The 25,393-nt window shown below is 55.7% G+C and carries 22 protein-coding genes; 14 read left to right on the top strand and 8 right to left on the bottom strand.

What is annotated here, in order from left to right:
• The first annotated feature begins 105 nt into the window (after positions 1 to 105).
• Both IMQ56_RS20445 and IMQ56_RS20450 read left to right on the top strand, forming a co-directional pair.
• Positions 106 to 420, top strand: a complete 315-nt coding sequence (locus IMQ56_RS20445; RefSeq protein ID WP_017382737.1) for a lipoprotein — start codon at positions 106 to 108, stop codon at positions 418 to 420.
• 116 nt (positions 421 to 536) lie between these two features.
• Positions 537 to 3,584 (top strand): autotransporter outer membrane beta-barrel domain-containing protein, encoded by a 3,048-nt coding sequence (locus IMQ56_RS20450; protein WP_196063890.1) that lies wholly within the window; start codon positions 537 to 539, stop codon positions 3,582 to 3,584.
• Positions 3,585 to 3,645: 61 nt separating this feature from the next.
• On the opposite strand, the gene IMQ56_RS20455 is transcribed toward IMQ56_RS20450, so the two are convergent.
• On the bottom strand, positions 3,646 to 4,173 hold the full coding sequence (locus IMQ56_RS20455) for a LuxR C-terminal-related transcriptional regulator (protein WP_045324834.1): 528 nt from the start codon (positions 4,171 to 4,173) through the stop codon (positions 3,646 to 3,648).
• Positions 4,174 to 4,841: 668 nt separating this feature from the next.
• Here IMQ56_RS20455 and pgaA point away from each other — a divergent pair.
• From pgaA to pgaD, 4 genes are read left to right on the top strand one after another with little or no spacing between them, the layout of a single operon-like run.
• On the top strand, positions 4,842 to 7,280 hold the full coding sequence (gene pgaA / locus IMQ56_RS20460; protein ID WP_039269773.1) for a poly-beta-1,6 N-acetyl-D-glucosamine export porin PgaA: 2,439 nt from the start codon (positions 4,842 to 4,844) through the stop codon (positions 7,278 to 7,280).
• Positions 7,281 to 7,288: 8 nt separating this feature from the next.
• On the top strand, positions 7,289 to 9,226 hold the full coding sequence (gene pgaB, locus IMQ56_RS20465; RefSeq protein ID WP_047716343.1) for a poly-beta-1,6-N-acetyl-D-glucosamine N-deacetylase PgaB: 1,938 nt from the start codon (positions 7,289 to 7,291) through the stop codon (positions 9,224 to 9,226).
• Positions 9,219 to 10,550 (top strand): poly-beta-1,6-N-acetyl-D-glucosamine synthase, encoded by a 1,332-nt coding sequence (pgaC, locus tag IMQ56_RS20470; protein WP_015571860.1) that lies wholly within the window; start codon positions 9,219 to 9,221, stop codon positions 10,548 to 10,550. The genes pgaB and pgaC overlap by 8 nt, the downstream gene beginning before the upstream one ends.
• A complete protein-coding gene (gene pgaD / locus IMQ56_RS20475; protein ID WP_032655018.1) occupies positions 10,547 to 10,981 on the top strand; it encodes a poly-beta-1,6-N-acetyl-D-glucosamine biosynthesis protein PgaD in 435 nt (144 codons plus the stop codon). Before pgaC ends, pgaD begins: the two co-directional genes overlap by 4 nt.
• Before the next feature lie 52 nt (positions 10,982 to 11,033).
• Here the strand turns inward: pgaD and gss are convergent, their stop codons facing one another.
• Positions 11,034 to 12,896 carry a bifunctional glutathionylspermidine amidase/synthase gene (gss, locus tag IMQ56_RS20480; protein WP_015571862.1) on the bottom strand — a complete coding sequence of 621 codons (1,863 nt, stop codon included), beginning with the start codon at positions 12,894 to 12,896 and terminating at the stop codon, positions 11,034 to 11,036.
• A gap of 183 nt (positions 12,897 to 13,079) precedes the next feature.
• Between gss and yghU the strand changes: the two genes are divergently transcribed.
• Both yghU and fucR read left to right on the top strand, forming a co-directional pair.
• Positions 13,080 to 13,946: a glutathione-dependent disulfide-bond oxidoreductase gene (gene yghU / locus IMQ56_RS20485; RefSeq protein WP_196063891.1), complete on the top strand. Its 867-nt coding sequence runs from the start codon at positions 13,080 to 13,082 to the stop codon at positions 13,944 to 13,946.
• A 76-nt stretch (positions 13,947 to 14,022) separates the two neighbouring features.
• A complete protein-coding gene (gene fucR, locus IMQ56_RS20490) occupies positions 14,023 to 14,784 on the top strand; it encodes an L-fucose operon activator (protein WP_015571863.1) in 762 nt (253 codons plus the stop codon).
• Here fucR and IMQ56_RS20495 read toward each other — a convergent pair.
• The gene (locus tag IMQ56_RS20495) at positions 14,774 to 16,321 is read right to left on the bottom strand and encodes a methyl-accepting chemotaxis protein (RefSeq protein WP_017382744.1); all 1,548 of its coding nucleotides are present in this window, start codon (positions 16,319 to 16,321) and stop codon (positions 14,774 to 14,776) included. The two genes, fucR and IMQ56_RS20495, sit on opposite strands and share 11 nt — an antisense overlap.
• A gap of 151 nt (positions 16,322 to 16,472) precedes the next feature.
• On the opposite strand from IMQ56_RS20495, the gene IMQ56_RS20500 reads away from it, so the two are divergent.
• Entirely contained in the window at positions 16,473 to 17,513 is a 1,041-nt protein-coding gene (locus IMQ56_RS20500; protein WP_032649519.1) for an aldo/keto reductase, read from the top strand.
• 81 nt (positions 17,514 to 17,594) lie between these two features.
• On the opposite strand, the gene IMQ56_RS20505 is transcribed toward IMQ56_RS20500, so the two are convergent.
• Both IMQ56_RS20505 and IMQ56_RS20510 read right to left on the bottom strand, forming a co-directional pair.
• Positions 17,595 to 18,083, bottom strand: coding sequence for a TIGR00645 family protein (locus IMQ56_RS20505; protein WP_006811956.1), 489 nt, complete (start codon positions 18,081 to 18,083; stop codon positions 17,595 to 17,597).
• A gap of 43 nt (positions 18,084 to 18,126) precedes the next feature.
• A complete protein-coding gene (locus IMQ56_RS20510) occupies positions 18,127 to 18,630 on the bottom strand; it encodes a hypothetical protein (RefSeq protein ID WP_015571866.1) in 504 nt (167 codons plus the stop codon).
• A 103-nt stretch (positions 18,631 to 18,733) separates the two neighbouring features.
• Between IMQ56_RS20510 and IMQ56_RS20515 the strand changes: the two genes are divergently transcribed.
• Both IMQ56_RS20515 and IMQ56_RS20520 read left to right on the top strand, forming a co-directional pair.
• Complete coding sequence (locus tag IMQ56_RS20515) at positions 18,734 to 19,138, top strand: hypothetical protein (RefSeq protein ID WP_032649523.1); 405 nt, start codon at positions 18,734 to 18,736, stop codon at positions 19,136 to 19,138.
• Position 19,139: 1 nt separating this feature from the next.
• A complete protein-coding gene (locus tag IMQ56_RS20520) occupies positions 19,140 to 19,565 on the top strand; it encodes a hypothetical protein (protein WP_017382748.1) in 426 nt (141 codons plus the stop codon).
• An 80-nt stretch (positions 19,566 to 19,645) separates the two neighbouring features.
• Here the strand turns inward: IMQ56_RS20520 and exbD are convergent, their stop codons facing one another.
• On the bottom strand, positions 19,646 to 20,071 hold the full coding sequence (gene exbD / locus IMQ56_RS20525; protein ID WP_001251472.1) for a TonB system transport protein ExbD: 426 nt from the start codon (positions 20,069 to 20,071) through the stop codon (positions 19,646 to 19,648).
• Positions 20,072 to 20,075: 4 nt separating this feature from the next.
• Positions 20,076 to 20,807: a tol-pal system-associated acyl-CoA thioesterase gene (gene exbB, locus IMQ56_RS20530; protein ID WP_003862482.1), complete on the bottom strand. Its 732-nt coding sequence runs from the start codon at positions 20,805 to 20,807 to the stop codon at positions 20,076 to 20,078.
• A gap of 251 nt (positions 20,808 to 21,058) precedes the next feature.
• On the opposite strand from exbB, the gene metC reads away from it, so the two are divergent.
• Both metC and yghB read left to right on the top strand, forming a co-directional pair.
• On the top strand, positions 21,059 to 22,246 hold the full coding sequence (gene metC / locus IMQ56_RS20535) for a cystathionine beta-lyase (protein ID WP_003862484.1): 1,188 nt from the start codon (positions 21,059 to 21,061) through the stop codon (positions 22,244 to 22,246).
• Between the two features lie 142 nt (positions 22,247 to 22,388).
• Complete coding sequence (gene yghB / locus IMQ56_RS20540; protein ID WP_015571869.1) at positions 22,389 to 23,048, top strand: DedA family general envelope maintenance protein YghB; 660 nt, start codon at positions 22,389 to 22,391, stop codon at positions 23,046 to 23,048.
• 45 nt (positions 23,049 to 23,093) lie between these two features.
• Here yghB and IMQ56_RS20545 read toward each other — a convergent pair whose 3' ends face one another.
• The gene (locus IMQ56_RS20545; protein WP_015571870.1) at positions 23,094 to 23,993 is read right to left on the bottom strand and encodes an AraC family transcriptional regulator; all 900 of its coding nucleotides are present in this window, start codon (positions 23,991 to 23,993) and stop codon (positions 23,094 to 23,096) included.
• 195 nt (positions 23,994 to 24,188) lie between these two features.
• Here IMQ56_RS20545 and yqhD point away from each other — a divergent pair, with 195 nt between their 5' ends.
• A complete protein-coding gene (yqhD, locus tag IMQ56_RS20550) occupies positions 24,189 to 25,352 on the top strand; it encodes an alcohol dehydrogenase (RefSeq protein WP_196063892.1) in 1,164 nt (387 codons plus the stop codon).
• Positions 25,353 to 25,393 lie beyond the last annotated feature (41 nt).

A 25,393-nucleotide genomic window follows, 5' to 3' on the forward strand; every position in this document is an offset into this window, starting at 1 on the left:
GGGTTTTTTCGATTAGGAAAGAGAAATATATTATTCGCTGATTTGGGTAAAAGAAAACATAAATACAATCAGTGAAATTAACTGGTTGGATATCAAGGATAATTTATGAAAAAACCACTCATCGTTTTAACCGTTACGTTGATGCTAGCCGGTTGTTCCACGTTGAAAACCGATCAGGCTATTCCACTCCTACAGGCGGAGACCGCTAAAATGCTGGGACTGGGCTCATCGGATGAAATAACCGTATCCAACGTTAATGGCGCCCAGCCGGACGCACTGGGAGGACAAAAACTCTCTTATCGCGCCACGACAGAAAAAGGGCGTATTTTCGATTGTTCATCGATGATGATGCCGGGAATTTTAGGATCTGCACCGACGCTGAGCGCGCCAACCTGTACACCAGTTGTCACACATAAATAATTAGCACCGCATTAAAAGGCGTACTGAAATAACGCCTTTTACGTTATCTGACGTATCTGAGTTTTCATATAAAAACGATGTTCCTGACATCATGCTAATGAGTACGGAGATAGCCCGTGAATAACTCTACATCACATTCTTTAGCGGTTAAGACACCGCTTTCCAGACTTTACCTCGCTCTATTTTCCGCGCCGCTGTTACTTTTTTTACCTGCCGATGTCGCGCGTGCAGCCGATGCCTTTTTTGATGGCGAGTCGCGTATTACCGAAACGCTGGGTTACACCGGAGATGTTTATGTTGGACGTAACCAACGCGGAAACCTGCTGATCGATAATGGCAAAATCACCGCCTATAACATCAATATCGGTCGGCTGTTCGACGGCAAAATTTATGAAAGCGTGGTCACGGTCCGTGGGCCAGACGCTGAGCTTAACGCGGTGAACGATCGGTACGTCCTTCGCGGCGACCTGAATCTTGGCCTCGGCACCCTGCGAGTCGAAGAGGGCGCGCTGGCGAGCGCAAAGGAGATCGTTGTCGGCACCACCCGCGGCTACGACAGCCACCTAATCGCCACGGGTGCCGGCTCTCGTGTGACCAGTAATTTTCTCAGTGTAGGCACCGATCTGGGCGCACGCTCCACGCTTGCGATTGAAGACGGCGCGTCGCTCAGCACCGCTTACGATGCGCGCATCGGCAACGGTACCGGGCCGGGTGAAACCGACACGCTGAGCCCGAAAGCCACCGTCACGGGGAGCGGGTCACAGTGGAACGTTGGCCGTACGTTGACGCTATATGGCGACCTGGATGTGCTGAACGGCGGAACGGTTAACGTTGGCGGCGTGCAGGTGGCGGGCGTCTCCGGCGCAGGGAAAACTGCCGAACTGGTTATTGCAGGCAAGGACTCGCGCTTTACCAGCGGCAGCAGCGTGAGCGTGGGCGATTACGGCAATGGCGTGCTGTCTGTGATTGACGGCGGTTCATTTTCCGCTGGCAGCAATGCGCTGATCGTGGGGACATCGGGTTCCGGCTCGAACCGGGGTGCGCTCATCATCGGCAGCCGCGGCAATATGGACACCGGCACGGGTTTAACTGAGCCAACGCTTGGCACGGCGGGCGGCGCAGGTACCCTCGATGCGAAGACGGCAATCAGCCTTCGTGGCGGACTGTTCGGCAGCTATGTCTACTTCAACCATACCGACGGAAATTACCTCTTCAGCAACACGATGAGCGGTGAAGGTGATGTGATCAACACCTCCGGGCAGACGACGCTGAACGGCGATCTTTCGGCACTCAAGGCGAACGTAACCGCGCGGGGCGGTAAAGTCATCCTTGCCAGCAATATTAATACCCAGCCAGAAGACGATATCTTTGACGTCCAGACCCTTAGCGCGGAGAACGGCGGTACGCTGATCCTCAACGCGACGGCGGGTTCAGACGTCAGCAACGGGGTGGGTTACAGCAGCGCCGCGTCAATCAAGTCCGGCGGCACGCTGGGCGGCAACGGGACGCTGGGCCAGACCGAGATCCTGTCCGGCGGACATATCTCGCCCGGCGACGGCAATATCGGTACGTTGACGCTGAAACGCTATCTGAACTTTATCGGCGAATCCTTCTATGACGTGGATATCGCAGGAGATGGCCGTAGCGACCAGCTACTGGTATCGGGCAAAACTACCATCAGCAATCAGGCTAAGGTACAGGTCACCGCGCTGGATCCGCAAACCAGCTATAAAACGGGCCAAAGCTACCGCATTTTGACCTCCGACGGGGGAATCGACGGTGAGTTCGCCGGAGCGATCTCCAAATCCGCCTTCCTCGACGTGGCGCTTAAGCAAAGCACCAACGCCGTCGATCTGACCATCGCGCAGAAAGAGACCGGTGGCGAGAATCCTGGAGGAGAAAACCCCGGAGGCGAAAACCCTGGCGGTGAGAATCCTGGCGGTGAAAACCCCGGAGGCGAAAATCCGGGCGGTGAAAACCCCGGAGGTGAAAACCCGGGCGGTGAGAATCCTGGCGGTGAAAACCCGGGCAGCGGCAAGCCGGGCATTTTCCAGACCGTGGCCCAAAGCAGCAACCAGTGGAATACCGCGGGCGCGCTTTCCACGCTGACGCAGAGCGGCCCGTCGCTGGCGCTGTATAACTCGCTGCTTCTGCTGAGCGCACCGCAAGCGCGCGAGGCGTTCAACCAGCTTTCGGGTGAAGTTTATCCGTCAATGCAGTCCAACCTGATCGCTGGCAGCACGCAGGTGTTTAACGTGTTAAACCAGCGGATGCAGCGCGCGTTTGATAACGACAGCCTGCCGATACCACCGTTAGCCATGTCGCTGGTGCAGCAGCCGGAGCCGCAAAACAATGGCGTCTGGGGCCAGACCTTCAGTTCATGGAGCCGAAACAGCGGCGACGGTAACGTGGGCAAGCTGGACGGCAACACCACCGGCTTCCTGCTGGGGGCAGATCGCAAGCTGGCGGACCATAATGTGCGTGTCGGCGGCTACTTCGGCTACAGCCGGGGTGATTACGACGTCGACAGCCGTCGCTCCTCAACGGATACCGACAACTATCACCTTGGCCTGTATGCGGCGGGTCAACAGGATGCGTTCTCCCTTCGCGGCGCGCTGGGATACACCTGGCACAAGATCGAAGGCGAGCGCAATGTTGATTTCAGCGGCTTCTCGGATCGGCTGAAGTCAGATTACGACGCGAACTCCCTGCTGGCGTTCACCGAAGCGGGCTACCGTTTCGGCCAGCCAGACAGGAATATTGAGCCGTTCGTCAATTTATCGTACATCCGGCTGCATACCGACAGCTTCAGGGAAGACGGCGGTGCCGCTGCGCTGAGCGTCCGTAACGAAACGATGAACACCTTCTATACGACACTCGGGTTGCGCGGTGTGACCGAGTTGCCGAAGCACGTTAACCTCTACGGTTCGTTGGGCTGGCAGCACGCCTATGGCGATAAGAATACCTCTTCGCGCATGGCGTTTGCGGGCAGCGACGCGTTCATTACTCAGGGACAGGCCGTGGATGAGGATGTGATGGTCGGTGATATCGGCGTGAGCGTACAGCTGTCGCGTGCTGCGACGCTGGATGTGGGTTACCAGGGACAATATGGTGCGGATACCCGCGTCAACTCTGTTAACGCCAATCTGCGCTGGTCGTTCTGAATTATTTCCATTAAAAGAACCCGCCCTCGTGGCGGGTTTCTGCTTTTGGCTTCTGACGAAGCTAGGGATCGTTCCCAACCACGTCCAGCAGTTTGTTTTTAAAGATAAACAAACACGCCTCGTTGAAGTTACCTGCTCCTAACCGCTCCGACAGCACCGTTCGCTTGCGATAGAGGCTTTTAACCGACATATTCAGCTTATCTGCAATCTCTTCCATTGACCTCCCTGCCTTCAGCAACCTGATCATTATCGCTTCGTGTCGACTCAGCCGTAAGTTAAGCAGCCATTTGGTTGTCAGACGCCTGCCTTTCATATCAAGCACCAGATTGAATAACGACGCCATATCCGGAGCCGTAAGCGACGTGTTCATAAACAGCTTCATACTGAGAAGATCCTCCTCTCGAGGACGCATATCCAGCATAACGCAGCAGATCGTTTTTCTCGTTCTGGCCGGATGGCGTATCAGGTAATCATATAAACGGAGCGGCGTACGGCTATCAATCAGTACAGTATATTCATTTGCGTCGGTATCAAATATGTTTCTGTCTATCGAACTGAGGCAAATTATATCCGGGAAAAATAGCCGCATCCCCCTGACAAGGAAACAATCCTGAGTCACTAACACTATTGAAGTCGCCACTAACCATCCCTTTTAGATTAAAGCAAGCCCGCCTCTTAAGAAACAAGAACGCTTTCGTTTATAGCGTTTTACATTAACGGCAAATGTTTTCTGGCTTTGATCATCCCTCAATATGACATTGGTGAGCTAGACTTTTTGTAGACTATCACTCAATGCCTGGCGTTAATTATAAATAAAAAAGAATTTCAGAAAAGTCACTTCTCTGAACATTAAGAATTTTTGTCATGAAACTTCCCAAACATGCACCAGAAAGTACTTTAATTAACTCAGCAGAACTTCATTTCTAATATAAAAAAACAGGAAGCAGCAAAAGAAAAAATATTTAACATCAATCAGTTAAAAAGAACAATCCTGCACTGAATTATCTAAAAAACTTACTTCTTCCAGAATTATCTCAAAACCTCCCAGCCGCTTTTCAACTTATTTATCCCCCAACATATCGGGTGTACATTAAGCCCAATCAGACCACTGAGATGAGGGCTCATAATTACCTTTAAGTAAGTACCCCATAACGTAGCATCATTCAGATTTAATGTTCTCCTTTATGCCCTTTAACACAGAGTTAAAAGGCGGCCGTGTTATGCAATGGATTCACGATAAACAAATGGCAAATAGATATGGAAAGATCGCTTAGCTTCACTACGTTATTCTTTTATCGCACCACAATATTATTGCTCCTGCTTTTACTCTTTCCTGTTCTGGTTCAGGCTGATGAATCCGTTTATGAGCATCAGATACAACAGGCACGTAACGGTAATTACGCTCTGTTTCTTGATTACCTACAGCGCTATGAGCAACAGCATGCTTTAACACCCGGACAGGTTGCGGACTGGTTACAGGTAGCCTCCTGGGCAGGACGCGATGATGAGGTTATCCGGGTCTGGCAGCGTTATGGTATTTATATGCCGCTGCCCGCTCGCGCCATCGCTGCTGTCGCCCAGTCCAGAAGAAACCAAAAAGCCTGGCCATCCGCCTTATCGCTGTGGAAAGAGGCGCTCAGCCTTGCGCCAGATAACGACGATTACCGCATCGGCTATGTTAAGACCCTGGCCGATGCCCGCAGAGATCGCCTCGCGCTTTCGGAAGCCCGGCAGCTGGTTAAGGACGATCCTTCTCCCGCGCACCTTGAGACGCTCTCCTATGTCTGGATGCGCCAGGGAAAAAACGGGGACCGGCTGCTGGCGGACATGCGTGCACTGAACGCCGCTCCCGAGAATAATGCCCTTCTTCGCGAGACGATCGATGCGTTAACGGAAAACCGGGTAAGCACGCCTGCACTCTGGCTGTCGCAAAGCGCGGCGATGTCTCCCGCGGAGCGCCGCCGCCTTGAGCGTAACGCCGCGGCTGAAAGGGTACGCCTGGCGGATGTGCCTGGCAGAACGGAGAAAGAGCGCCTGCGGCTGGCACAAAACGCGTTAGATCGCTATCACACCCTGCTTTCCCGCTGGCAAAACGAACCGCAGGCGGCTGAAGACGTCGTCCTTGCCCGTATCGATCGGCTTGGCGCCCTGTATGCGCAGGGTAATTACCGGCAGGTCATTAGCGAATATGAGGCGTTGACGGCCGCACAGCATCCGGTACCGGACTGGGCCATCGGCTGGGTGATCTCGGCATATTTGCAGGAGAAAAACACCGTCGCCGCCTTCTCGCTTGTGCAACGCTATCCACACTACGCCTCCGATCCGCAGGATGAGGAGCATGCGCTTTTCTACGCCTGGCTGGATACGGGGCAGTATCAGACCGCCCGCCGCTACGTTGAGCGCGAGACCCGCAGCGTTCCCTGGACCCGCTACGATTTCGGATCCCCGACCGCTCAGCCGAACGATCGGTGGCTCACCGGACAGTCTCTCAAACTTAACTATTTGCTGGCGACCAACGCCCTGCCGGAGGCCGAAAAGCTGTCGTATCGTCTGGCATCAACGGCGCCGGGAAATCAGGGGTTACAGATTGATTATGCCGCCCTGCTTCAGGCCAGAGGCCTGCCGCGCGCGGCCGAGCAAAAGCTTAAACGAGCAGAGGCGCTTGAACCCGCGAATCTGGAGCTTGAAAAACAGCAGGCTTACGTCGCAATGGACCTTCAGGAGTGGCGTCAGATGGATTTACTGGCTGATGACGTGATTGCTCGCGCCCCCGCCGATCGCAGCGCCCGTCGCCTGGACAGGCTCAGAGCGGTCCACCACATGTCTGAGCTGCGTCTGAACGCGGGTAAAGGATTGCACTCAGATAACCCCGTCAGCGGTAGCCACGACATGAGCTGGGACGCCACGCTCTATGGCCCGCCCGTGGCGGATAACTGGCGGCTGTTTGCCGGCGCCCGCTATGCCCAGGGGAATTTCGACGAAGGTAAAGGCATCAGCCGCCACCTGTTGGGCGGCGTTGAGTGGCGCCCACGTGACCTCACGCTCGAAGCCGAGCTCTCCAGCAACCGCTATCACGGCACAAACAGGCCGGGCGCACGGCTCTCAACAACCTACAGCCTGAGTGATAACTGGCAGGTCAGCGGTAACCTCGAACACTTGTCACGTGCGACACCCTTACGGGCATTACGCAATGGGATCAGCGCCAACCGGGGTGAAGGTGGGGTGCGCTGGTATCAAAACGAGCGACGTGAATACCAGTTCAACGCCGCCGTCAGCCGCTTCTCGGACCACAACCGCCGTCAGGAATACACCCTCTCTGGGAAAGAGCGTCTCTGGCAGACCCCGACCCTGACGCTGGATCTCGAACCGGGGATCGCCGCCAGTAAAAACAGCCTGCGGAATACGCTCTATTACAACCCGGCACGGGATCTGTCCGTGACGGCTGCCCTGTCCGTTGACCATGAGATGTACCGCCACTACGACACCCTCTGGAGCCAGCAGTTCGTGGCAGGAGGGGGCAGCTACTGGCAGAAAAATCAGTCCGCGGGTGCCGTTACCCTGCTGGGTTACGGGCAACGCATCCAGTGGAACAACGTTGTCGATACTGGCGTGATGCTGAACTGGGATAAGCGCCCTTACGACGGCAAACGCGAGAGCAATCTCTCCGTCACGTTAGATGCGACTTTACGCTTTTAAGGATGAATATGCTGAACACACGTTTTTCTATAAGCCTGATCGTCATCGGCTGGCTCTGCCTCAGCGCGAACCTCTGCGCGCAGCCGCTCTCCTTTATGGCCCCTGAAAAGAGGCCGCAGCTGGAGGCCAGCAAACCCTGGCCGGAGAATCAGTTTCTGGTCCTGGCCTACCACGACGTTGAAGATGATGCCGCCGATCAGCGCTACCTCTCCGTTCGCACCAGCGCGTTAAACGAGCAGATAAGCTGGCTTTTGCACAACGGCTATCACGCCATCAGCGTGCAGGACATTCTGGATGCGCATGAAGGGAAAAAAGCGCTGCCGCCGAAAGCCGTTTTGCTCAGCTTTGACGACGGCTACAGCAGCTTTTACACCCGGGTCTGGCCTCTGCTTCAGGCCTGGAACGTTCCTGCGCTGTGGGCGCCGGTGGGCAGTTGGGTGGATACGCCGGCAAATCAAAAAGTTAACTTCGGCGGTCTGATGACGCCCCGCGATCGCTTTGCCACCTGGGATATGGTACGAGAGCTCAGCCAGTCCCCGCTGATTGAGATTGGCTCGCATACCTGGGACTCGCATTACGGCATTCCGGCCAACCCGCAGGGAAGCCGTGAACCCGCCATCGCCAACCGTTTTTTCGATAACGCGACGGGGCATTACGAAACCGATGAACACTTCAACCAGCGGATCGCCGCAGACGTACGGAAAGTCACCGATAAAATCACCCAGGTGACGGGAAAAGCGCCGCGTGCCTGGGTGTGGCCCTATGGGGCTGCCAACGGTACGTCGCTCGCTATCGCCCAGAAACAGGGCTATCAGTTGGCCTTTACCCTGGAGGACGGGCTGGGAAACGTGCGCGACCTCGGCAACATCCCGCGCCTGCTGATCGCCGGAAATCCGTCGATAAAAACCTTTGCCAACACGGTTAGCCGCGTTCAGGAGTTTGACCCGGTGCGCGTCATGCATGTCGATCTCGATTACGTCTACGATCCCGATCCGGCCCAGCAGACGAAAAACATCAACAAACTCGTCCAGCGGGTCTACGACATGAAAATCAGCCATGTGTTTCTCCAGGCGTTTTCGGATCCGCGGGGCGACGGCAGGATCGATGCGCTCTATTTCCCCAACCGTCGGCTCCCGGTCCGGGCCGATCTCTTTAATTTTGTCGCCTGGCAGCTACAAACCCGCGCGGGAGTGAAAGTCTTCGCGTGGATGCCGGTTCTCTCTTTCGATCTCAGTCCAGCCTTGCCGCGCGTGCAGCGCCGGGATCGTCAAACGGGAGCGTTGACCGTGGCCGCCGAGCCCTATATCAGGCTCTCCCCGTGGAGTCCGCAGGTTCGCCAGCAGGTGACGGAGATCTATGAAGATCTGGCCCGCTATGCCAGCTTCAATGGCATCTTATTTCATGACGATGCGGTGCTGACGGACGTTGACGATGCCGGGCAGGACACGACCCGGCAGAAGAGTCTGCGGCTTATCGGCTTTACCCGCACCCTGAGCCAGGCGGTGAAAAACATCCGTGGCCCGCAGATCAAAACCGCGCGGAACATGTTCGCGTTGCCCATTCTCGAGCCGGAAAGCGAGGCATGGTTTGCGCAAAATCTGGATGATTTTCTGGCGGCCTACGACTGGACGGTGCCGATGGCAATGCCGCTGATGGAGTCCGTCCCGGCAGAAGAGAGCAATGCCTGGCTGACGCGTTTAGTCAAAGCCGTCGCCGCACGCCCCGGCGCGCTGAATAAAACGATTTTTGAGCTACAGGCCAGGGACTGGGCACAGAAACCGCAGCGTGCCGTAGCCGATGAACGTCTGATGGAGTGGATGCGGGTGCTCCAGCTGAACGGCATCAAAAATTACGGTTATTACCCCGACGACTTCCTCAACAACCAACCTGATATCTCACGTATCAGACCTGAATTTTCTTCGTACTGGTATCCTGACAATGACTGATCGCATTATCGCCTTCTCTATTTTGTGTCTGGTATTCGGGTTGCCGTTAGGCGTAGCCGCGCTGTTTACCGGCGAACTGATTCTGGACTTTGTCTTTTTCTGGCCGCTGTTTATGTCCGTGCTCTGGGTAACCGGCGGCCTCTATTTCTGGTTTCAGCTTGAACGGCACTGGTCGTGGGATAACGCAACACCCGCCCCCGCCTTAGCCGGTGAGCCGTTAATCTCGATTCTTATTCCCTGCTTCAATGAGGAACGCAACGCACGGGAGACCATTAGCGCCGCGCTGGGTCAGCGGTACTGGAATGTGGAAGTTATCGCCATCAACGACGGTTCTTCTGATAACACGGCGGAGGTACTGCAACAGCTGGCGCGAGAGCAACCGCGCCTGCGGGTGATTAATCTCGCGGAGAACCAGGGGAAAGCCGTGGCGCTCAAGGCCGGCGCTGCGGCGGCCCGGGGCGATTTGCTGGTCTGCATTGACGGCGACGCCCTGCTCGACCGCGACACCGCGGCGTATCTGGTGGCACCGCTGATTCAGTATCCCCACGTTGGGGCCGTCACCGGGAATCCGCGTATTCGCACGCGCTCAACGCTGATTGGCCGCATTCAGGTGGGCGAGTTTTCTTCCATTATTGGCCTTATCAAGCGAACGCAGCGGATCTATGGCCGGGTCTTTACCGTCTCCGGCGTCATCGCCGCCTTTCGCCGACAGGCGCTGGCGGATGTCGGGTACTGGAGCCCGGACATGATCACAGAGGATATCGACATAAGCTGGAAGCTTCAGCTTCGCCACTGGGATATCTTTTTCGAGCCGCGGGCACTGTGCTGGATCCTGATGCCGGAGACGCTAAAGGGGCTGTGGAAACAGCGTCTGCGCTGGGCGCAGGGGGGGGCAGAGGTGTTTCTGGTTAACCTGCGCAAGATGGCCCGCTGGGAGCATCATCGCATGTGGCCCCTGTTTCTTGAGTACGCGCTATCAACGCTGTGGGCGTTTGCCTATGGGGCAACCGTGGTGTTGTTCATTCTCAGCCATATTATCCCTCTTCCCGCGAACCTGGCCGTTGCGAGCCTGTTTCCCCCGGCGTTTACCGGGCTGCTGCTGGGTGTGATGTGCCTGCTGCAATTCCTCGTCAGTTTGTATATCGAGCGGCGCTACGAGCGGAAAGTGGCAGGCTCGCTGTTCTGGGTAATCTGGTTCCCGATGGTGTACTGGATGATTGGCCTGTTTACCACCCTCGTGGCATTTCCGAAAGTCATGCTTAAACGTAAACGCGCCCGCGCGCGCTGGATCAGTCCGGACCGGGGTAAAGGGAGCATTCAATGAACGAGAATACGTTAATTTTGACTGAACAGCGGCTGGCACCGCGTCTTTTCGATGCCGCATTAACGCTGATAGCCTGGGGAGGATTCCTGTTTTTCCTTTACGCCAGGCTGTGGATGCAGTTAACCGAGGAGGGCGATCACCGCTGGAGCGTGATTATCGCCTCTTTTAATACGGTGCTGGTCTATCTGCTGATTGCCGCGTTCAACGGCTGGCTGCTGATCCTGTGGTATCAGTACAATCGCCGCCGCGCGCATGTGAGGCGGCGTCATCCGGAAATGTTGCGCCATGACGAGCTTGCCCAAAGTTTTAACGTCACGCCGCAAATTATGTCCGAGATGAGCCAGTACAACCTGCTGACGGTTTACCATGACCAGATTGGCCGGATCATTGATTTGAAGATCAGCGAGCAGCAGGAAGAGGAAGAGCAGTAATGAAACGCCCCCGCAACATGCCCTGCGGGGGCGTTTTTATAACAGGGAGACGTTATTTATCTTTCACCACAATCAGCGGTTCAATATCGCTCTCTTTCTTCACCACCAGCGAGTCATCCCCGCGCAGACAGGTTCCGCCATAGTTCCCGCCCACGGTAAAGGTGCAGACCTGAATGTATCTGCCGTCAACTTTCGGCAGGCACCATAGCTGCTGGTAGATATTTTTGCGGTCAACAAACTTGCCGCTGGACTGGTCCAGCAGTTCGTCCTGGGCGCCGATCAGATCGATATTGCTCCCGCAGCGTCCGGCGATCGGTTTAACGGCATAACCGGTCCGTTTGAGCAGATCGTTGACCTCAAAATCGGTATCCAGCAGGTAACGGTGGTTCGGGAACAGCTGCCACAGCACCGGCAGGATCGCCTTGTTACCTGGGATCACCGTCCACAGCGGTTCAAAGACCAGCACTTCCGGGCGCAGCAGGACGTCAATCAGGCGCACTTCACCTTGCGGGTGACCGGTGCGGATAGGCACGGCGGCGTACTCGGTTTCGCTCACCTCGCGGATCTGCTCAATCGCCGTTTCCCACGCCCAGGTTTTCCATACGCAGTTGACGTGACGGCCTTCATCATCAATCAGTTGCCCGGCGGCATCCCAGCTCAGCGCCCCCAGTCCATGCAGGATTTTGGTTTCAAACCCGGCCTGGATCAGCGAGCGCTGAATAAAGAGCGCGTGGTAATCCTCTTCGATATCGTTGTCCTGCATGATATGGACGAACGGCCGCGCGTGGCTGTGCTTCCATGCGCCGGTCAGCTCCTCCAGCAAGCCTTCCGCCGGATTGTGGCCGGTGCCGCGATAGCCGTTTTTCACCCACTCTTCAAGAATGAGCCCGCCCTCGGTATGGCAGGAGGCGGAATCCGCGTTGTACTCGTAAACCTTGATGCCGCGTTCATCCATGCAGAAATCCATACGACCGGTGATCATATGGTGACGACGCCACTGCCAGGAAAGGCGCAGACGCGGCCAGAGAATTTTCGGGATGTCGAAAAGCGCGAGTAAGCTGTCGTCTTTCAGCACCTTGTCGGTGGCATGAAGGTACATCAGATGCAGTTCGTTGGTGGCTTTGATCAGCTCCTGCTCGGCGCTTTCGGTAATGGTGAAGTACTGGCAGGGATCGTTGTTGATAACGTGGCCGTTGGCGCGAACGTACGCCTGTTGCAGGGCGTCGTTTTCATTGAGCCATTTTCCGTCGAACTGACGGTTGTTCTTCAATCGCGCGCCGCTGATTTTCAGCAGTTCACCGTCGATCTCCGGCTGAGGAATACTGTGTTCCGTCTCCTCCGTCTGGATCATCCAGCCGAGGATCTCGGTATCGTTGAACGTGTCATGAAGCGTATAGCAACCGTCCTCCACGCTCAGACGCAGCTCGCGCGTCCACTGCTGCCCCATCGGCAGCGGGGAGTGAATAACGTTCTGCTCGGCAATGCGCACTCTGTCATCCAGCAGCTGGGTAATGACGGCGACGTGGCCGGTTTCATGAAACTCACCGCCCTTTTGCCAGATGAGCAGCGCACCGGCCTGCGGCGCGCGTTTTGAGCCATTAGCAAAGGCCTGTAGCGGCAAAATATTGTCGTTTACCACCTGGCGCAAAAAACGCAGGGAGAAGATCTCCCACGCCATCCCGACGTCGGTAAAGACAAACCCGTGATTGAGAAACAAGAAACGGCGCGCAAACTCAACGCACTGCCATTTATGGCCCATGTATTCGTTGCCGATATAGCTGCGAAATTCCGCGTCTTCCGGATAGTGACGCGGATCGAGACTGCCGTAATTTGAAGAGTAAATCGCCACGCCACCCGGCGCATAACCTAATAACGTCCCGAAGGGTGCGTCACTGCTTAACGTTCCTTTACGCATGTGTCCAACCTAAAACAGGCAGGCGGCAATTTTTTTGTGGGGTTGTCGTCGTCTGCACGTTGTAATTAACTGACAGAGGTGGCGTTATCATACACCCGCCCTGCCCATTACGCTCGCATCGTTAAACGGTTCCTGCATCTCCTGCTACACTGCCTCAACACAACACCAAAAAGGCAGGCCAACATGTCAGATAACACCTATCAGCCACCGAAAGTGTGGGAATGGAAACAGAATAACGGCGGCGCGTTCGCCAATATCAACCGTACCGTCTCGGGCGCGACGCATGAGAAAGAGCTACCTGTGGGCGCGCACCCGCTCCAGCTGTACTCTCTCGGTACGCCGAATGGACAGAAAGTTACCATCATGCTGGAAGAGCTGCTGGCGCTGGGCGTGACGGGCGCGGAATACGACGCATGGTTAATCCGCATTGGTGAGGGCGATCAGTTCTCCAGCGGTTTTGTCGACGTGAACCCGAACTCGAAGATCCCGGCCCTGCGTGACCACTCCACCACCCCGCCGACGCGCGTCTTTGAATCCGGCAATATCCTGCTCTACCTGGCCGAGAAATTTGGTCACTTCCTGCCAAAAGATCCGGCAGGACGAACGGAAACCCTGAACTGGCTGTTCTGGTTACAGGGCGCGGCCCCGTTCCTCGGCGGCGGTTTTGGCCACTTCTATAACTACGCACCGGTGAAGATTGAGTACGCTATCGATCGCTTCACTATGGAAGCTAAACGCCTGTTCGACGTGCTGGACAAACAGCTGGCGCGCGGTCGTTACGTAGCGGGTGAGGAATATACCATTGCGGATATGGCAGTCTGGCCATGGTTTGGCTGCGTGGCGCTGGGCAGCGTGTATAACGCCGCCGAGTTCCTGGATGCCGGGAAGTACACCAACGTGCAGCGCTGGGCAAAAGATGTGGCGAATCGTCCGGCCGTTAAACGCGGGCGCATTGTTAACCGTACCAACGGCGAGCTGAACGAGCAGTTACATGAGCGTCATTCAGCAAGCGACTTCGATACCCAGACGGAAGATAAACGTCAGGGTTGATCCATGACCGGGCGGTTCGCCGCCCTTCTTCCGCGATGAGAAAAATGCGTCAGCACGCGTGCGCAAGGAGCCTCGTATGTCAGACCAGACGCTAAAAGCGACCCGACAGCAGAGTCTTATCACCTTGCTGAGTAAAAGCGACTGGCTGACTACCGATGTGCTGGCTGAAAAGCTCTCCGTCAGCAAAGAGACGATCCGCCGGGATCTGAAGTCGTTGCAGCAGCAGGGGAAGCTTCTGCGCCAGCACGGGCGCGCGCGTCTGATTCACCCGGACAGCCGCGACAGCGGTGAACCCTTTGGCGCACGCCTGAAAAGCCATTATGCCGACAAAGCCGATATTGCCCGCCACGCGCTGGGCTGGATCAGCGAAGGGATGACCATCGCCCTCGACGCCAGCTCAACCTGCTTTCATCTGGCGCGCCAGTTGCCGGACATCGACCTCACCGTATTTACCAACAGTCTGCCTATCTGCCACGAGATGGCAAAGCGCGAGCGGATCACGCTTATCTGCTCCGGCGGAACGCTTGAGCGTAAGTATCGCTGCTATGTTAACCCGGCGCTGGTGACGCAGCTAAAAGGGCTGGAGATCGATCTGTTCATCTTCTCGTGTGAAGGGGTCGATGAGCATGGCGTCCTTTGGGATCCGTCCGAGCACAACGCGGGCTTTAAGGCGCTGCTGTTAAACCGCGCCAGCCAGTCGCTGCTGCTGATCGACAAAAGTAAATTTATGCGGGCAAGTGAAGTGAAAATTGGTCAGCTGTCGCAGGTGACACAGATTATTCAGAGCGATAAACGTCAGGCCGCCAGAGACGGCCTGACACGAGAGGTTACGCGGTGAGACGGAATTTCTGCACTGAGCGCTGGAGTTCTTCGGTCTGCCGTTCAAGTGCGGCGGCGGCGGCGGAAACCTGCTCCACCAGCGAGGCGTTCTGCTGGGTCACGCCGTCCATCTGCGTGATGGCAACGCCGACCTGAGAAATACCTTTGCTCTGCTCCTCTGACGCGGTGGCGATCTGCTTCATAATGACGGTCACTTCCGTCACGTCGCGCAGGATCGCTTCCATCGTGGTGCCGGTATCGTTCACCAGCTGCGCCCCATGCTCCACGCGGGCAACGGAATCTGCAATCAGCCCTTCGATCTCTTTTGCCGCATTCGCGCTGCGGCTGGCCAGATTACGCACCTCACCCGCCACGACCGCAAAGCCCCGCCCCTGCTCCCCGGCCCGGGCCGCTTCCACCGCGGCGTTCAGCGCCAGAATATTGGTCTGGAAGGCGATGCTGTTGATGACGGTAGTGATTTCAGCGATTTTTTTCGAGCTGTCCGAAATGCCGCTCATGGTTGTGACCACATCTTCCACCAGCGAGCCGCCGCGGCTGGCCGTACTGGAGGCGACATCCGCAAGCTGGCTGGCCTGGCGCGCGCTTTCGGCGTTCAGCTTCACCGTTGCGGTTAGCTGCTCCATGCTGGCCGCGGTCTCTTCCAGCGCGGCGGCCTGCTCTTCGGTACGCGAAGAGAGATCGTTATTCCCGCTGGAGATCTCCGTTGCCCCGCGCCAGATATTCTCGCTGCCGGAACGAATCGTGCTGACCGCTTCCCGCAGGCTGTCCTGCATGGCGCTCAGCAGCGGCACCAGTTGCCCCACGCAGTTGCGGCCAAAGGATTCAATCGGCTGGCTGAGATCGCCCTGCGCAATCTGGCGGAACTGCTGACGGATACGATCCAGCGGTTTTACCAGTATCGCCACCAGGTAGCGGTCGGTGAACAGCAGGATCAACAGACCCACGATCGTGGCGGTGATAATCACCGTCCGGGTCATACTGGTGAGGCCGTCGACCACCACGCGCGTGCTGTCGAGCGCCTTCGCCGCGGTGTTGTTAAAGTTCTCAGCCGCTGACCCGAATGCACGGCTTAGCGGCGGCGTGACGTTGTTGGCATGCTGACGATAGCCTTCGAGCGTCGCCTGCTTCGCCTGCGCCATCTGCGGCGTCACGCCACGATCGAGCAGCGCCTGCCAGGTGGAAATCACCTGCGCAGACACCTTTTCATCCATCGGGCCCGGAGAGATAGCTTTCATCTCTGCCAGCTTTTTACTCATGTTATCCAGCGCCTGCTGAGCAGGAGCCAGGTCCGGCGTGCCGCCCGCCGCTTTGACTTCCATCGCCCGGCTCAGGCGGGTGACGAAACGGAAATACTGATCGTTGCCCTGGCTCAGCACCGTCATTTGCCGGACCAGCTGGCGGTCAACATCATTACCATCAGAAACACGAGACAGAGACCAGGTGCTGTAAAGCCCCACGCCTGCCCACATGACACAAAAGATCCCCAGTATCGTCAGCATGACGAAACGGATGGTGAAATTACGAAGCATCTTCATTGAGTATTCCTTGCCGTGAGGGTGAATTCGCCCAGAGGCGAGTACTACCCTCTTTATCGGCAGATACCGCAGAAAATATACTTTTTTGTTATCGAGTCGGCATAGAATGAAAACGTTGTTTCGAAAATTCACCGACAAGAAAGGAGACATCATGTCCTGGCACCCTTACACTGGCCGATACGAAAACATGCAGTACCGATACTGCGGCAAAAGCGGCCTGCGCTTACCGGCACTGTCGCTAGGCCTGTGGCACAGCTTCGGTCACGTTCAGCCGCTCGATTCCCAGCGCGCGCTGCTGCGTAAGGCCTTCGATCTCGGTATTACCCACTTTGACCTTGCCAACAACTACGGCCCCCCACCAGGCAGCGCTGAAGAGAATTTTGGCCGTCTGCTGCGGGAGGATTTTGCCGGGTATCGTGACGAGCTGATCATCTCCACCAAAGCGGGCTACGACATGTGGCCAGGGCCTTATGGTTCGGGCGGTTCACGTAAATACCTGCTCGCCAGCCTCGACCAGAGCCTGAAACGCATGGGTGTGGAGTATGTGGATATTTTCTATTCTCACCGCGTAGACGAAAACACGCCGATGGAAGAGACCGCCTCCGCGCTGGCGCACGCGGTGCAGAGCGGAAAAGCGCTGTACGTCGGCATTTCGTCCTACTCCACGGAACGCACGGCGGTAATGGCCGAATTGCTGCGCGAGTGGAAGATCCCGCTTTTGATCCACCAGCCGTCTTACAACCTGCTTAACCGCTGGGTCGACAAGACCGGCCTGCTGGACGCGCTGGAGAAAAACGGAACGGGCTGTATCGCCTTTACCCCGCTGGCACAGGGCCTGCTCACCGGAAAATACCTGAACGGTATTCCGGACGGTTCACGTATGCAACGCGAAGGGAAAAAAGTGCGCGGCCTGACGGAGAAAATGCTGACGGAAGCCAACCTGAGCAGCCTTCGTTTGCTGAACGAGATGGCGCACGCGCGCGGGCAGACGATGGCGCAGATGGCGCTAAGCTGGCTGTTGAAAGATGAGCGTGTAACGTCGGTGCTGATTGGCGCGAGCCGCCCGGAGCAGCTGGAAGAGAACGTTCAGGCGCTGAATAACCTGCGCTTTAGCGAAGATGAACTGACGCGGATTGACCAGCACGTTGCGGATGGTGAGCTGAATTTGTGGCAGGCGTCGTCGGACAAATAAATAGTGCGGTCCGATGCTTTCGCCCCTCACCCTAACCCTCTCCCCAGAGGGGAGAGGGTTAGGGTGAGGGGCATGGTGAATTTATTTCTTACTGATCTTATCCAGATACCCCATCACAAACGCCGACAGCACAAACGTCAGGTGGATAATCACATACCACATCAGCTTATTATCCGGGACGTTTTTCGCGTCCATAAAGACGCGTAACAGGTGTATAGACGAAATCGCCACAATCGACGCCGCGACTTTATTCTTCAGCGATGAGGCATCCATTTTCCCCAGCCAGTTGAGCTTTTCTTTGTGCTCGGCGATATCAAGCTGAGAGACGAAATTCTCATAACCGGAGAACATCACCATCACCAGTAACCCCCCCACCAGCGTCATATCCACCAGCGACAGCAGAACCAGAATCAAATCGGCTTCTGCCACGGAAAAAATGTTTGGCAGGACGTGAAATATCTCCTGGAAGAACTTGATCGTCAGGGCGACCAACGCCAGGGAGAGACCAAAATAGACGGGTGCGAGCAGCCAGCGAGAGGCATACATTGCGTTTTCAAAGAAGCGTTCCATAAAATCCTGTCTGCAAACGAAACCAGCGCTCAGTATATCTCAACTATACCTCGTTGGGATCCACATCCGGACGCGCATACTCCGGCCAGACCAGCGCGACCAGTTCCGGGTAGGCTTCCAGGCTAAACTCGCGAAAACACTGGCGCAGATTTAATACGTCTAAATCGGAGTACGACACCTTCTCGCCATTCAGACAGCGCTTTTTGATATTGTCGTAATATTTATAAACCGCCGAATTAAGGTCGCTACAACGGCGCTGCGCGTCGAACAGGCCGGGCGTATCATTAATTTCAGCCATTTTCATTCGCTTAATTGTCGCATGGAGAAAATCGATATATTCGTGATTAACCCGCCAGTACCAGACCGGCGTCACGGCGTTCATCAATACGGAGAAATGATCTTCCCCCTCCTCTTTCGACATCAATTCAGGCTGCGGCGGTTCACTGGCGTCTTTTGACGCTTTCGTTTTATTTAACGCTTGCATCAATAAAAGCACGCCAGCGGTCAGTAATAGTAACGTTATGACCGTAAAGAAAATGCTGTTCATGGGTAGGCTCCATTTTTTTTGATTTTAAAATTGCCTCATGTTATTGTCAACGAATCTCACCCTTTTTCCACCCCCACCTTTTTTGAAATTAAAGGAAATTAAAATGCTGCCCGACAATCTTGTCCCGGCAAAGTACCACATTACGCCTGTGGAACAGCCTTCGACGGAAGCAGATAAAGAGGCGAATTTCACTCAAGGAAAAAGAAAACTCTCCGACTATGAAGCCGACATATTAATTGGTGTTTCACGCACCGGCAAATCCCGTAATATGGTGCTGGAAGAGCACGATCGCCATTTAAAAGAGCGTTTATTTCGCGCCATCAAGATTGAAGCCTTAGTTCATCTACTAAATGATTTACAGGCCGAAGGGGAAATAGATGCCCAGACGCTAAGTCAAATAATGACCGAGAAAACGCAGCAAATAAATGAGGCCGGCAATGAAATTTGGCTTAATTTAATTACGCGTGAAAAAAACAATCCCATTTTTTATAACCTGGGGGAAGATTAACGTGAATGATGACAGCGGTAATAACGTTTATTTGACTTTAGATGATAAGAAAAGCGATGAATTTATCTTAAAGCAGAATCTCGACGCCCTGAAAAAGATAAAAAATGACGAGATGACGCGAATTACGCAGGATTTGGTTTCGATTCCGGCCACGCTGGTGCGCCTGAAATGGCAGAATCGTCGGGAGATTTACGCCTTGCAGGCCAAGGAGGAGATTTACGGCGCGGTGATGAACGCCATTATTGAACAGCGCCCTGAGCTTAAAGAGAAGATCCTCGGGCGACTGGAGGCGAACTATCAGTACCTGCTGGCACGCGAGACAGCCACCCTGCGCCTGACCCGTAAACTCTCGGAAGGTCATTACCGAACTTCAAACGTGACCTGTGTAGCGCTTGATGAAGAGGCGCCGACGGCGCCTTCAGTGTGAGTCAACAATGATTGTTGCGGAATGCAGGCCGGGTAAGGCGACGCCGCCACCCGGCAGGGAAGGCTGCAAAAGCCTTCGCTTTACTTCGCGGCCGCTTTCTCTTCGCCGACCAGACCAATCTTCAGGTATCCCGCCTGATGCAGCGTGTCCATTACCTTCATCATGGTTTCATAATCGACGGTTTTATCCGCGCGGAAGAAGACGGTGGTGTCTTTCTTGCCGCCGGTCAGCTGGTCCAGCGCCGGAATAACCGAGGCATCCGTCACCGGGTCGTTGCCCAGGAACATGGACTTATCGGCCTTCACGGACAGGTAGATAGGTTTTTCCGGACGCGGCTGCGGCTGGCTGGAGGACGCAGGCAGATTCACCTTCACGTCCACCGTCGCCAGCGGTGCGGCAACCATAAAGATAATCAGCAGAACCAGCATGACGTCGATAAACGGCGTCACGTTGATCTCATGCATTTCTCCGTTATCGTCCAGATTTTCATTAAGACGCATTGCCATACAATCAACCTACGCGCAGTTTGGACGCCGCATGTACCGGTTTAACGGCGCTGGCGTTCAGGTCCAGATCGCGGCTTTGCAGCAGCAGAACCTGCGCGGCAACGTCACCCAGTGTGGCTTTGTAACTGCCAATCATGCGCGCGAAGATGTTATAGATAACAACCGCCGGGATAGCAGCAACCAGACCGATAGCCGTGGCCAGCAGCGCTTCTGCGATACCCGGCGCGACGACCGCAAGGTTAGTGGTTTGCGTCTGGGCGATACCGATAAAGCTGTTCATGATGCCCCAGACGGTACCGAACAGGCCAACGAACGGGGAGATGGCGCCGATAGTCGCCAGGTAGCCGTTACCGCGGCCCATATGACGACCCACGGCCGCAACGCGACGCTCCAGACGGAAGCCGGTACGCTCTTTAATGCCTTCGTTATCTTCACTGCCTGCGGAGAGTTCCAGCTCGTTCTGAGCTTCGTTCACTAACAGGGTAGTCAGGCTTTTCGCATGGAAGGATGAGGTGATATCAGAAGCCTGATCCAGAGAGCGGGCTTCCGCCAGCTGCTTCTGCTCACGCTTGAGGCGGCGTTTTTGTGAAAGAAGTTCGGCGCTCTTGCTGAAGAAGATAGCCCAGGTGATCACGGACGCCAGAATCAGGCCGATCATCACAATCTTAACTACGATGTCAGCATGTTGATACATGCCCCAAACGGAGAGATCCGTCTGCATCAAATTATTACCCACTCTGTATCTCCAGGACGCAAATCACAAAATCTGAACGTAATAATATCAAAACGTCGTCGAATTGATAGTAGTTCTCATTAGTATTTACATAGTGCCGTAATTTTCGCTCACTTTCCTTGCGCTTACGCAGTAAAAATTTCTTATGCGAATTTTTGATAATATTTTCTGCTTATTCGATAAGCATCCGGATGCACATTCTGACAATCGTGGTAGTCTGGACGTCCAGACGTATAAAAATAGGGTTAGCGAACATGACTAAAAAGCAGCTTGAGACCACGCTGGTGCAGGCAGGACGCAGTAAGAAATACACGCAGGGCTCGGTCAACAGCGTGATCCAGCGCGCCTCCTCGCTGGTGTTTGATACCGTTGAAGATAAAAAAATCGCTACGCGTAATCGCGCGAAGGGCGGGCTGTTTTACGGTCGTCGTGGCACGTTAACCCATTTCTCGTTGCAGGAAGCCATGTGTGAACTGGAGGGCGGCGCGGGCTGCGCGCTGTTCCCGTGCGGCGCGGCGGCGGTCGCCAATACCATTCTGGCGTTTGTGGAACAGGGTGACCACGTCCTGATGACCAATACCGCTTACGAGCCAAGCCAGGACTTCTGCACCAAAATACTCAGCAAGCTCGGCGTCACCACCAGCTGGTTCGATCCGCTGATTGGGGCCGGTATTGCCGGGCTTATTCAGCCCAACACGCGCGTTGTGTTCCTGGAATCTCCCGGCTCCATCACCATGGAAGTGCATGACGTCCCGGCCATCGTGAAGGCGGTGCGCAGCATAGCGCCGGAAGCGATCATCATGATCGACAACACCTGGGCGGCAGGTGTGCTGTTTAAAGCCCTGGAATTTGACATCGATATCTCCATTCAGGCGGCAACCAAATACCTGATTGGCCATTCCGACGGCATGATCGGTACGGCGGTGTCTAACGCCCGCTGCTGGGATCAATTGCGTGAAAACGCCTACCTGATGGGCCAGATGGTGGATGCCGATACCGCCTACATGACCAGCCGGGGCATCCGTACGCTCGGCGTACGTTTGCGTCAGCATCACGAAAGCAGCCTGCAAATTGCACAGTGGCTGGCACTGCATCCGCAGGTGGAGCGCGTTAACCATCCGGCGCTGCCGGGCAGCAAGGGCCACGAATACTGGCAACGTGACTTTACGGGCAGCAGCGGGTTGTTCTCATTTGTTCTTAAAAAGCGCCTGAATGACGCCGAACTGGCAAGCTATCTGGATAACTTTACCCTCTTCAGCATGGCCTATTCATGGGGTGGGTTTGAATCGCTGATCCTGCCCAACCAGCCGGAGCAGATTGCGGCCCTGCGCCCGGGCGGCGAGGTGGACTTCGAGGGGACCTTAATCCGCCTGCATATCGGGCTGGAAAATGTGGACGATTTAATTGCGGATTTATCGGCAGGATTTGAGCGCATCGTGTAAAGTGCTGGCTGAAATGTACTCCCCGGACGCTATTCTGAACACCGCAAGCAGAAAAGTCTGTATGAGATGCGCCTGCGATCAACCCCGACAGGCAAAATTGGGAGTACAATAGCGTTATATCTGCTGTTCCACAGGAAAGTCCATGGCTGTTATTCAAAATATCATCACGGCGCTCTGGCAACACGATTTTGCCGCGCTGGCGGACCCGCATGTCGTCGGGATTGTCTATTTCGTGATGTTCGCGACGCTGTTTCTGGAAAATGGATTACTGCCAGCCTCATTTTTACCCGGTGACAGCCTGCTCCTGCTCGCAGGGGCGTTAATCGGCAAGGGCGTGATGGACTTCGCACCGACAATGGTGATCCTCACCTCTGCGGCCAGTCTCGGCTGTTGGCTGAGCTACCTGCAAGGGCGCTGGCTTGGAAACACTCGCGTGGTGAAAGGCTGGCTGGCGCAGCTGCCGCATAAATATCACCAGCGCGCGACCTGCATGTTTGACCGTCACGGCCTGCTGGCGTTACTTGCCGGGCGTTTTCTGGCGTTTGTTCGTACCCTGTTGCCTACCATGGCGGGTATTTCAGGCCTCTCTAACCGCCGCTTCCAGTTCTTCAACTGGCTGAGCGCCCTGCTCTGGGTAGGCGTGGTCACCACGCTCGGCTACGCGCTGAATATGATCCCCTTTGTTAAGCGCCATGAAGACCAGGTGATGACCTTCCTGATGATCCTGCCGATTTTCCTGCTGGTTGCAGGGCTGGTGGGTACCATTGCGGTGGTGATTAAGAAAAAGTATTGCAGCGCATAAATAAAAGCCGGGTGGCGCTACCGCTTACCCGGCCTCCGTTTCCCCTCAGGCTCCCTGCATGGTTCTTATACGTGACGCATCTTCCCCCGGTGTGACGCCGAAGTAGCGCTTAAACTCCCGACTAAACTGCGACGCGCTTTCATACCCGACCCGCATCGCCGCGGCGCTGGCCTTCATGCCATCGTGGATCATCAGCATCCGCGCCTTATGCAGACGGTAGGTTTTGAGGTACTGCAACGGCGACGTGCTGGTGACAGATTTAAAGTTATGGTGAAACGCCGAGACGCTCATATTGGCTTCCGCCGCCAGCTGGTCAACGCTGAGGTTTTCCGTGTACTGGCTCTCGATGCGCTTCAGCACGCGGCTAATCAGGCTGAAGTGCGTTTGCCGGCTTACCAGCGCCAGCAGCGCCCCGCCGCCCGGTCCCAGCAGCACATGGTAAAGAATTTCGCGGATAATCTGTTTTCCGAGAATACGCGCATCCAGCGGCCTTTCCATCACGTCTAACAGGCGTTCAATCGCGCAGAGAATTTCCTCCGACAGGGTCGCGGAGTTGATACCGCTTGCCGCCATTGACGGCCGGAAAAGTTCGTCCTCCCCAATCTCCATCAGCAGCTCCTGCAACTGGAGGATGTCGACGTTGACGCGGATCCCGGCCAGCGGTACCTCCTCTGTCGCGAAAGTTTCACATTCGAAGGGTAAAGGTACTGTCAGAAGCAGATATTCATTGGTGTCGTAACGGAACACGCGCTCATTGATATAGCCAATCTTATGGCCAGAAAAGAGAAACACGATGCCGGGCTGATACATCACCGGGGTGCGCGTCCCGGGCTGGGTACCGTACAGCAATCGGATATCCGGCAACAGCTCAACCGAATCATTTCCGTTATCTATCAGTCTTTTAATCTGCGACGTTAGCTGGCGGCAGATGGCATCACGGTTCATTTTCAGTTACTCCGGGTACGGTTTCCGACGCTGACAGTGTGCGCATTTTCTTACCGTTTCTCCAGCGCGCTGTAGAAATGGGCAAGACATCGGCAGGAATGTGCATTGAGAGGATAGCGCCTGCCCGCCACAATGAGCAGCATCAGGTTGCCTTCTGCGCCACCACGATTTTTTACCCACTACAGGGAACAAGCCATGAACAACTTTAATCTTCATACCCCAACCCGCATTCTGTTTGGTAAAGACGCCATCGCCGACCTGCGCGCGCAAATCCCCGCTGACGCCCGCGTGCTGATCACCTACGGCGGCGGCAGCGTGAAAAAAACCGGCGTACTGGATCAGGTGTACAGCGCTCTGGAAGGTCTGGACGTGCGCGAGTTCGGCGGTATCGAGCCTAACCCGTCTTATGAAACGCTGATGAACGCGGTAAAAATCGCCCGTGAGAAGCAAATTACCTTCCTGCTGGCGGTGGGCGGCGGTTCCGTGCTGGACGGCACCAAATTCATCGCGGCGGCGGCCCATTACGCTGACGGCATCGACCCGTGGCATATTCTGGAAACGGGCGGCAGCGACATCAGCAGTGCGATCCCGATGGGCTCCGTGCTGACGCTGCCGGCCACCGGATCAGAGTCCAACAAAGGCGCGGTCATCTCTCGTAAAACCACCGGTGACAAGCAGGCCTTTATGAACGAACACGTTCAGCCCGTGTTCGCGATCCTCGATCCGGTTTACACCTATACCCTGCCTGCGCGTCAGGTGGCGAACGGCGTGGTCGACGCCTTTGTTCACACCGTTGAGCAGTACGTTACTTACCCGGTAAACGCCAAAATTCAGGATCGTTTCGCGGAAGGCATTCTGCTGACGCTGATTGAAGAAGGTCCAAAAGCGCTGAAAGAGCCTGAAAATTACGACGTGCGTGCCAACGTGATGTGGGCTGCCACCCAGGCGCTGAACGGCCTGATCGGCGCAGGCGTGCCGCAGGACTGGGCTACCCATATGCTCGGCCACGAGCTGACGGCGATGCACGGCCTGGATCACGCCCAGACGCTGGCGGTGGTTCTGCCTGCGCTGTGGAACGAAAAACGTGACGCTAAACGCGCCAAACTGCTCCAGTACGCCGAACGCGTGTGGAACATCACCGACGGTTCCGACGATGCGCGTATCGATGCCGCGATTGAAGCCACCCGTCACTTCTTTGAAAGCCTGGGCGTGCCAACGCGTCTCTCTGGCTACGGGCTGGACGGCAGCTCCATCCCTGCCCTGCTGGCGAAACTGGAAGCACACGGCATGACGCAGATCGGCGAGCATGGCGACATCACCCTGGACGTCAGCCGTCGTATTTACGAAGCGGCACGCTAAGCGTTTTTAGGATCCTGACTTTCGTTTTTTGACATTTCGTC

The organism is Enterobacter sp. Res13-Sevr-PEC09-46, assembly GCF_015672585.1.
Taxonomy (GTDB): domain Bacteria; phylum Pseudomonadota; class Gammaproteobacteria; order Enterobacterales; family Enterobacteriaceae; genus Enterobacter; species Enterobacter hormaechei_C.

What these genes read in the sequence shown, in the direction of transcription:
- IMQ56_RS20545 (WP_015571870.1), bottom strand. Translation starts at nt 23,993, where the DNA reads ATGAACCGTGATGCCATCTGCCGCCAGCTAACGTCGCAGATTAAAAGA.
- fucR (WP_015571863.1), top strand. Translation starts at nt 14,023, where the DNA reads ATGTCAGACCAGACGCTAAAAGCGACCCGACAGCAGAGTCTTATCACC.
- IMQ56_RS20510 (WP_015571866.1), bottom strand. Translation starts at nt 18,630, where the DNA reads ATGAACAGCATTTTCTTTACGGTCATAACGTTACTATTACTGACCGCT.
- IMQ56_RS20445 (WP_017382737.1), top strand. Translation starts at nt 106, where the DNA reads ATGAAAAAACCACTCATCGTTTTAACCGTTACGTTGATGCTAGCCGGT.
- pgaC (WP_015571860.1), top strand. Translation starts at nt 9,219, where the DNA reads ATGACTGATCGCATTATCGCCTTCTCTATTTTGTGTCTGGTATTCGGG.
- IMQ56_RS20455 (WP_045324834.1), bottom strand. Translation starts at nt 4,173, where the DNA reads ATGCGGCTATTTTTCCCGGATATAATTTGCCTCAGTTCGATAGACAGA.
- yqhD (WP_196063892.1), top strand. Translation starts at nt 24,189, where the DNA reads ATGAACAACTTTAATCTTCATACCCCAACCCGCATTCTGTTTGGTAAA.
- IMQ56_RS20515 (WP_032649523.1), top strand. Translation starts at nt 18,734, where the DNA reads ATGCTGCCCGACAATCTTGTCCCGGCAAAGTACCACATTACGCCTGTG.
- yghU (WP_196063891.1), top strand. Translation starts at nt 13,080, where the DNA reads ATGTCAGATAACACCTATCAGCCACCGAAAGTGTGGGAATGGAAACAG.
- pgaA (WP_039269773.1), top strand. Translation starts at nt 4,842, where the DNA reads ATGGAAAGATCGCTTAGCTTCACTACGTTATTCTTTTATCGCACCACA.
- metC (WP_003862484.1), top strand. Translation starts at nt 21,059, where the DNA reads ATGACTAAAAAGCAGCTTGAGACCACGCTGGTGCAGGCAGGACGCAGT.
- IMQ56_RS20500 (WP_032649519.1), top strand. Translation starts at nt 16,473, where the DNA reads ATGTCCTGGCACCCTTACACTGGCCGATACGAAAACATGCAGTACCGA.
- IMQ56_RS20495 (WP_017382744.1), bottom strand. Translation starts at nt 16,321, where the DNA reads ATGAAGATGCTTCGTAATTTCACCATCCGTTTCGTCATGCTGACGATA.
- pgaD (WP_032655018.1), top strand. Translation starts at nt 10,547, where the DNA reads ATGAACGAGAATACGTTAATTTTGACTGAACAGCGGCTGGCACCGCGT.
- yghB (WP_015571869.1), top strand. Translation starts at nt 22,389, where the DNA reads ATGGCTGTTATTCAAAATATCATCACGGCGCTCTGGCAACACGATTTT.
- pgaB (WP_047716343.1), top strand. Translation starts at nt 7,289, where the DNA reads ATGCTGAACACACGTTTTTCTATAAGCCTGATCGTCATCGGCTGGCTC.
- IMQ56_RS20505 (WP_006811956.1), bottom strand. Translation starts at nt 18,083, where the DNA reads ATGGAACGCTTCTTTGAAAACGCAATGTATGCCTCTCGCTGGCTGCTC.
- gss (WP_015571862.1), bottom strand. Translation starts at nt 12,896, where the DNA reads ATGCGTAAAGGAACGTTAAGCAGTGACGCACCCTTCGGGACGTTATTA.
- exbD (WP_001251472.1), bottom strand. Translation starts at nt 20,071, where the DNA reads ATGGCAATGCGTCTTAATGAAAATCTGGACGATAACGGAGAAATGCAT.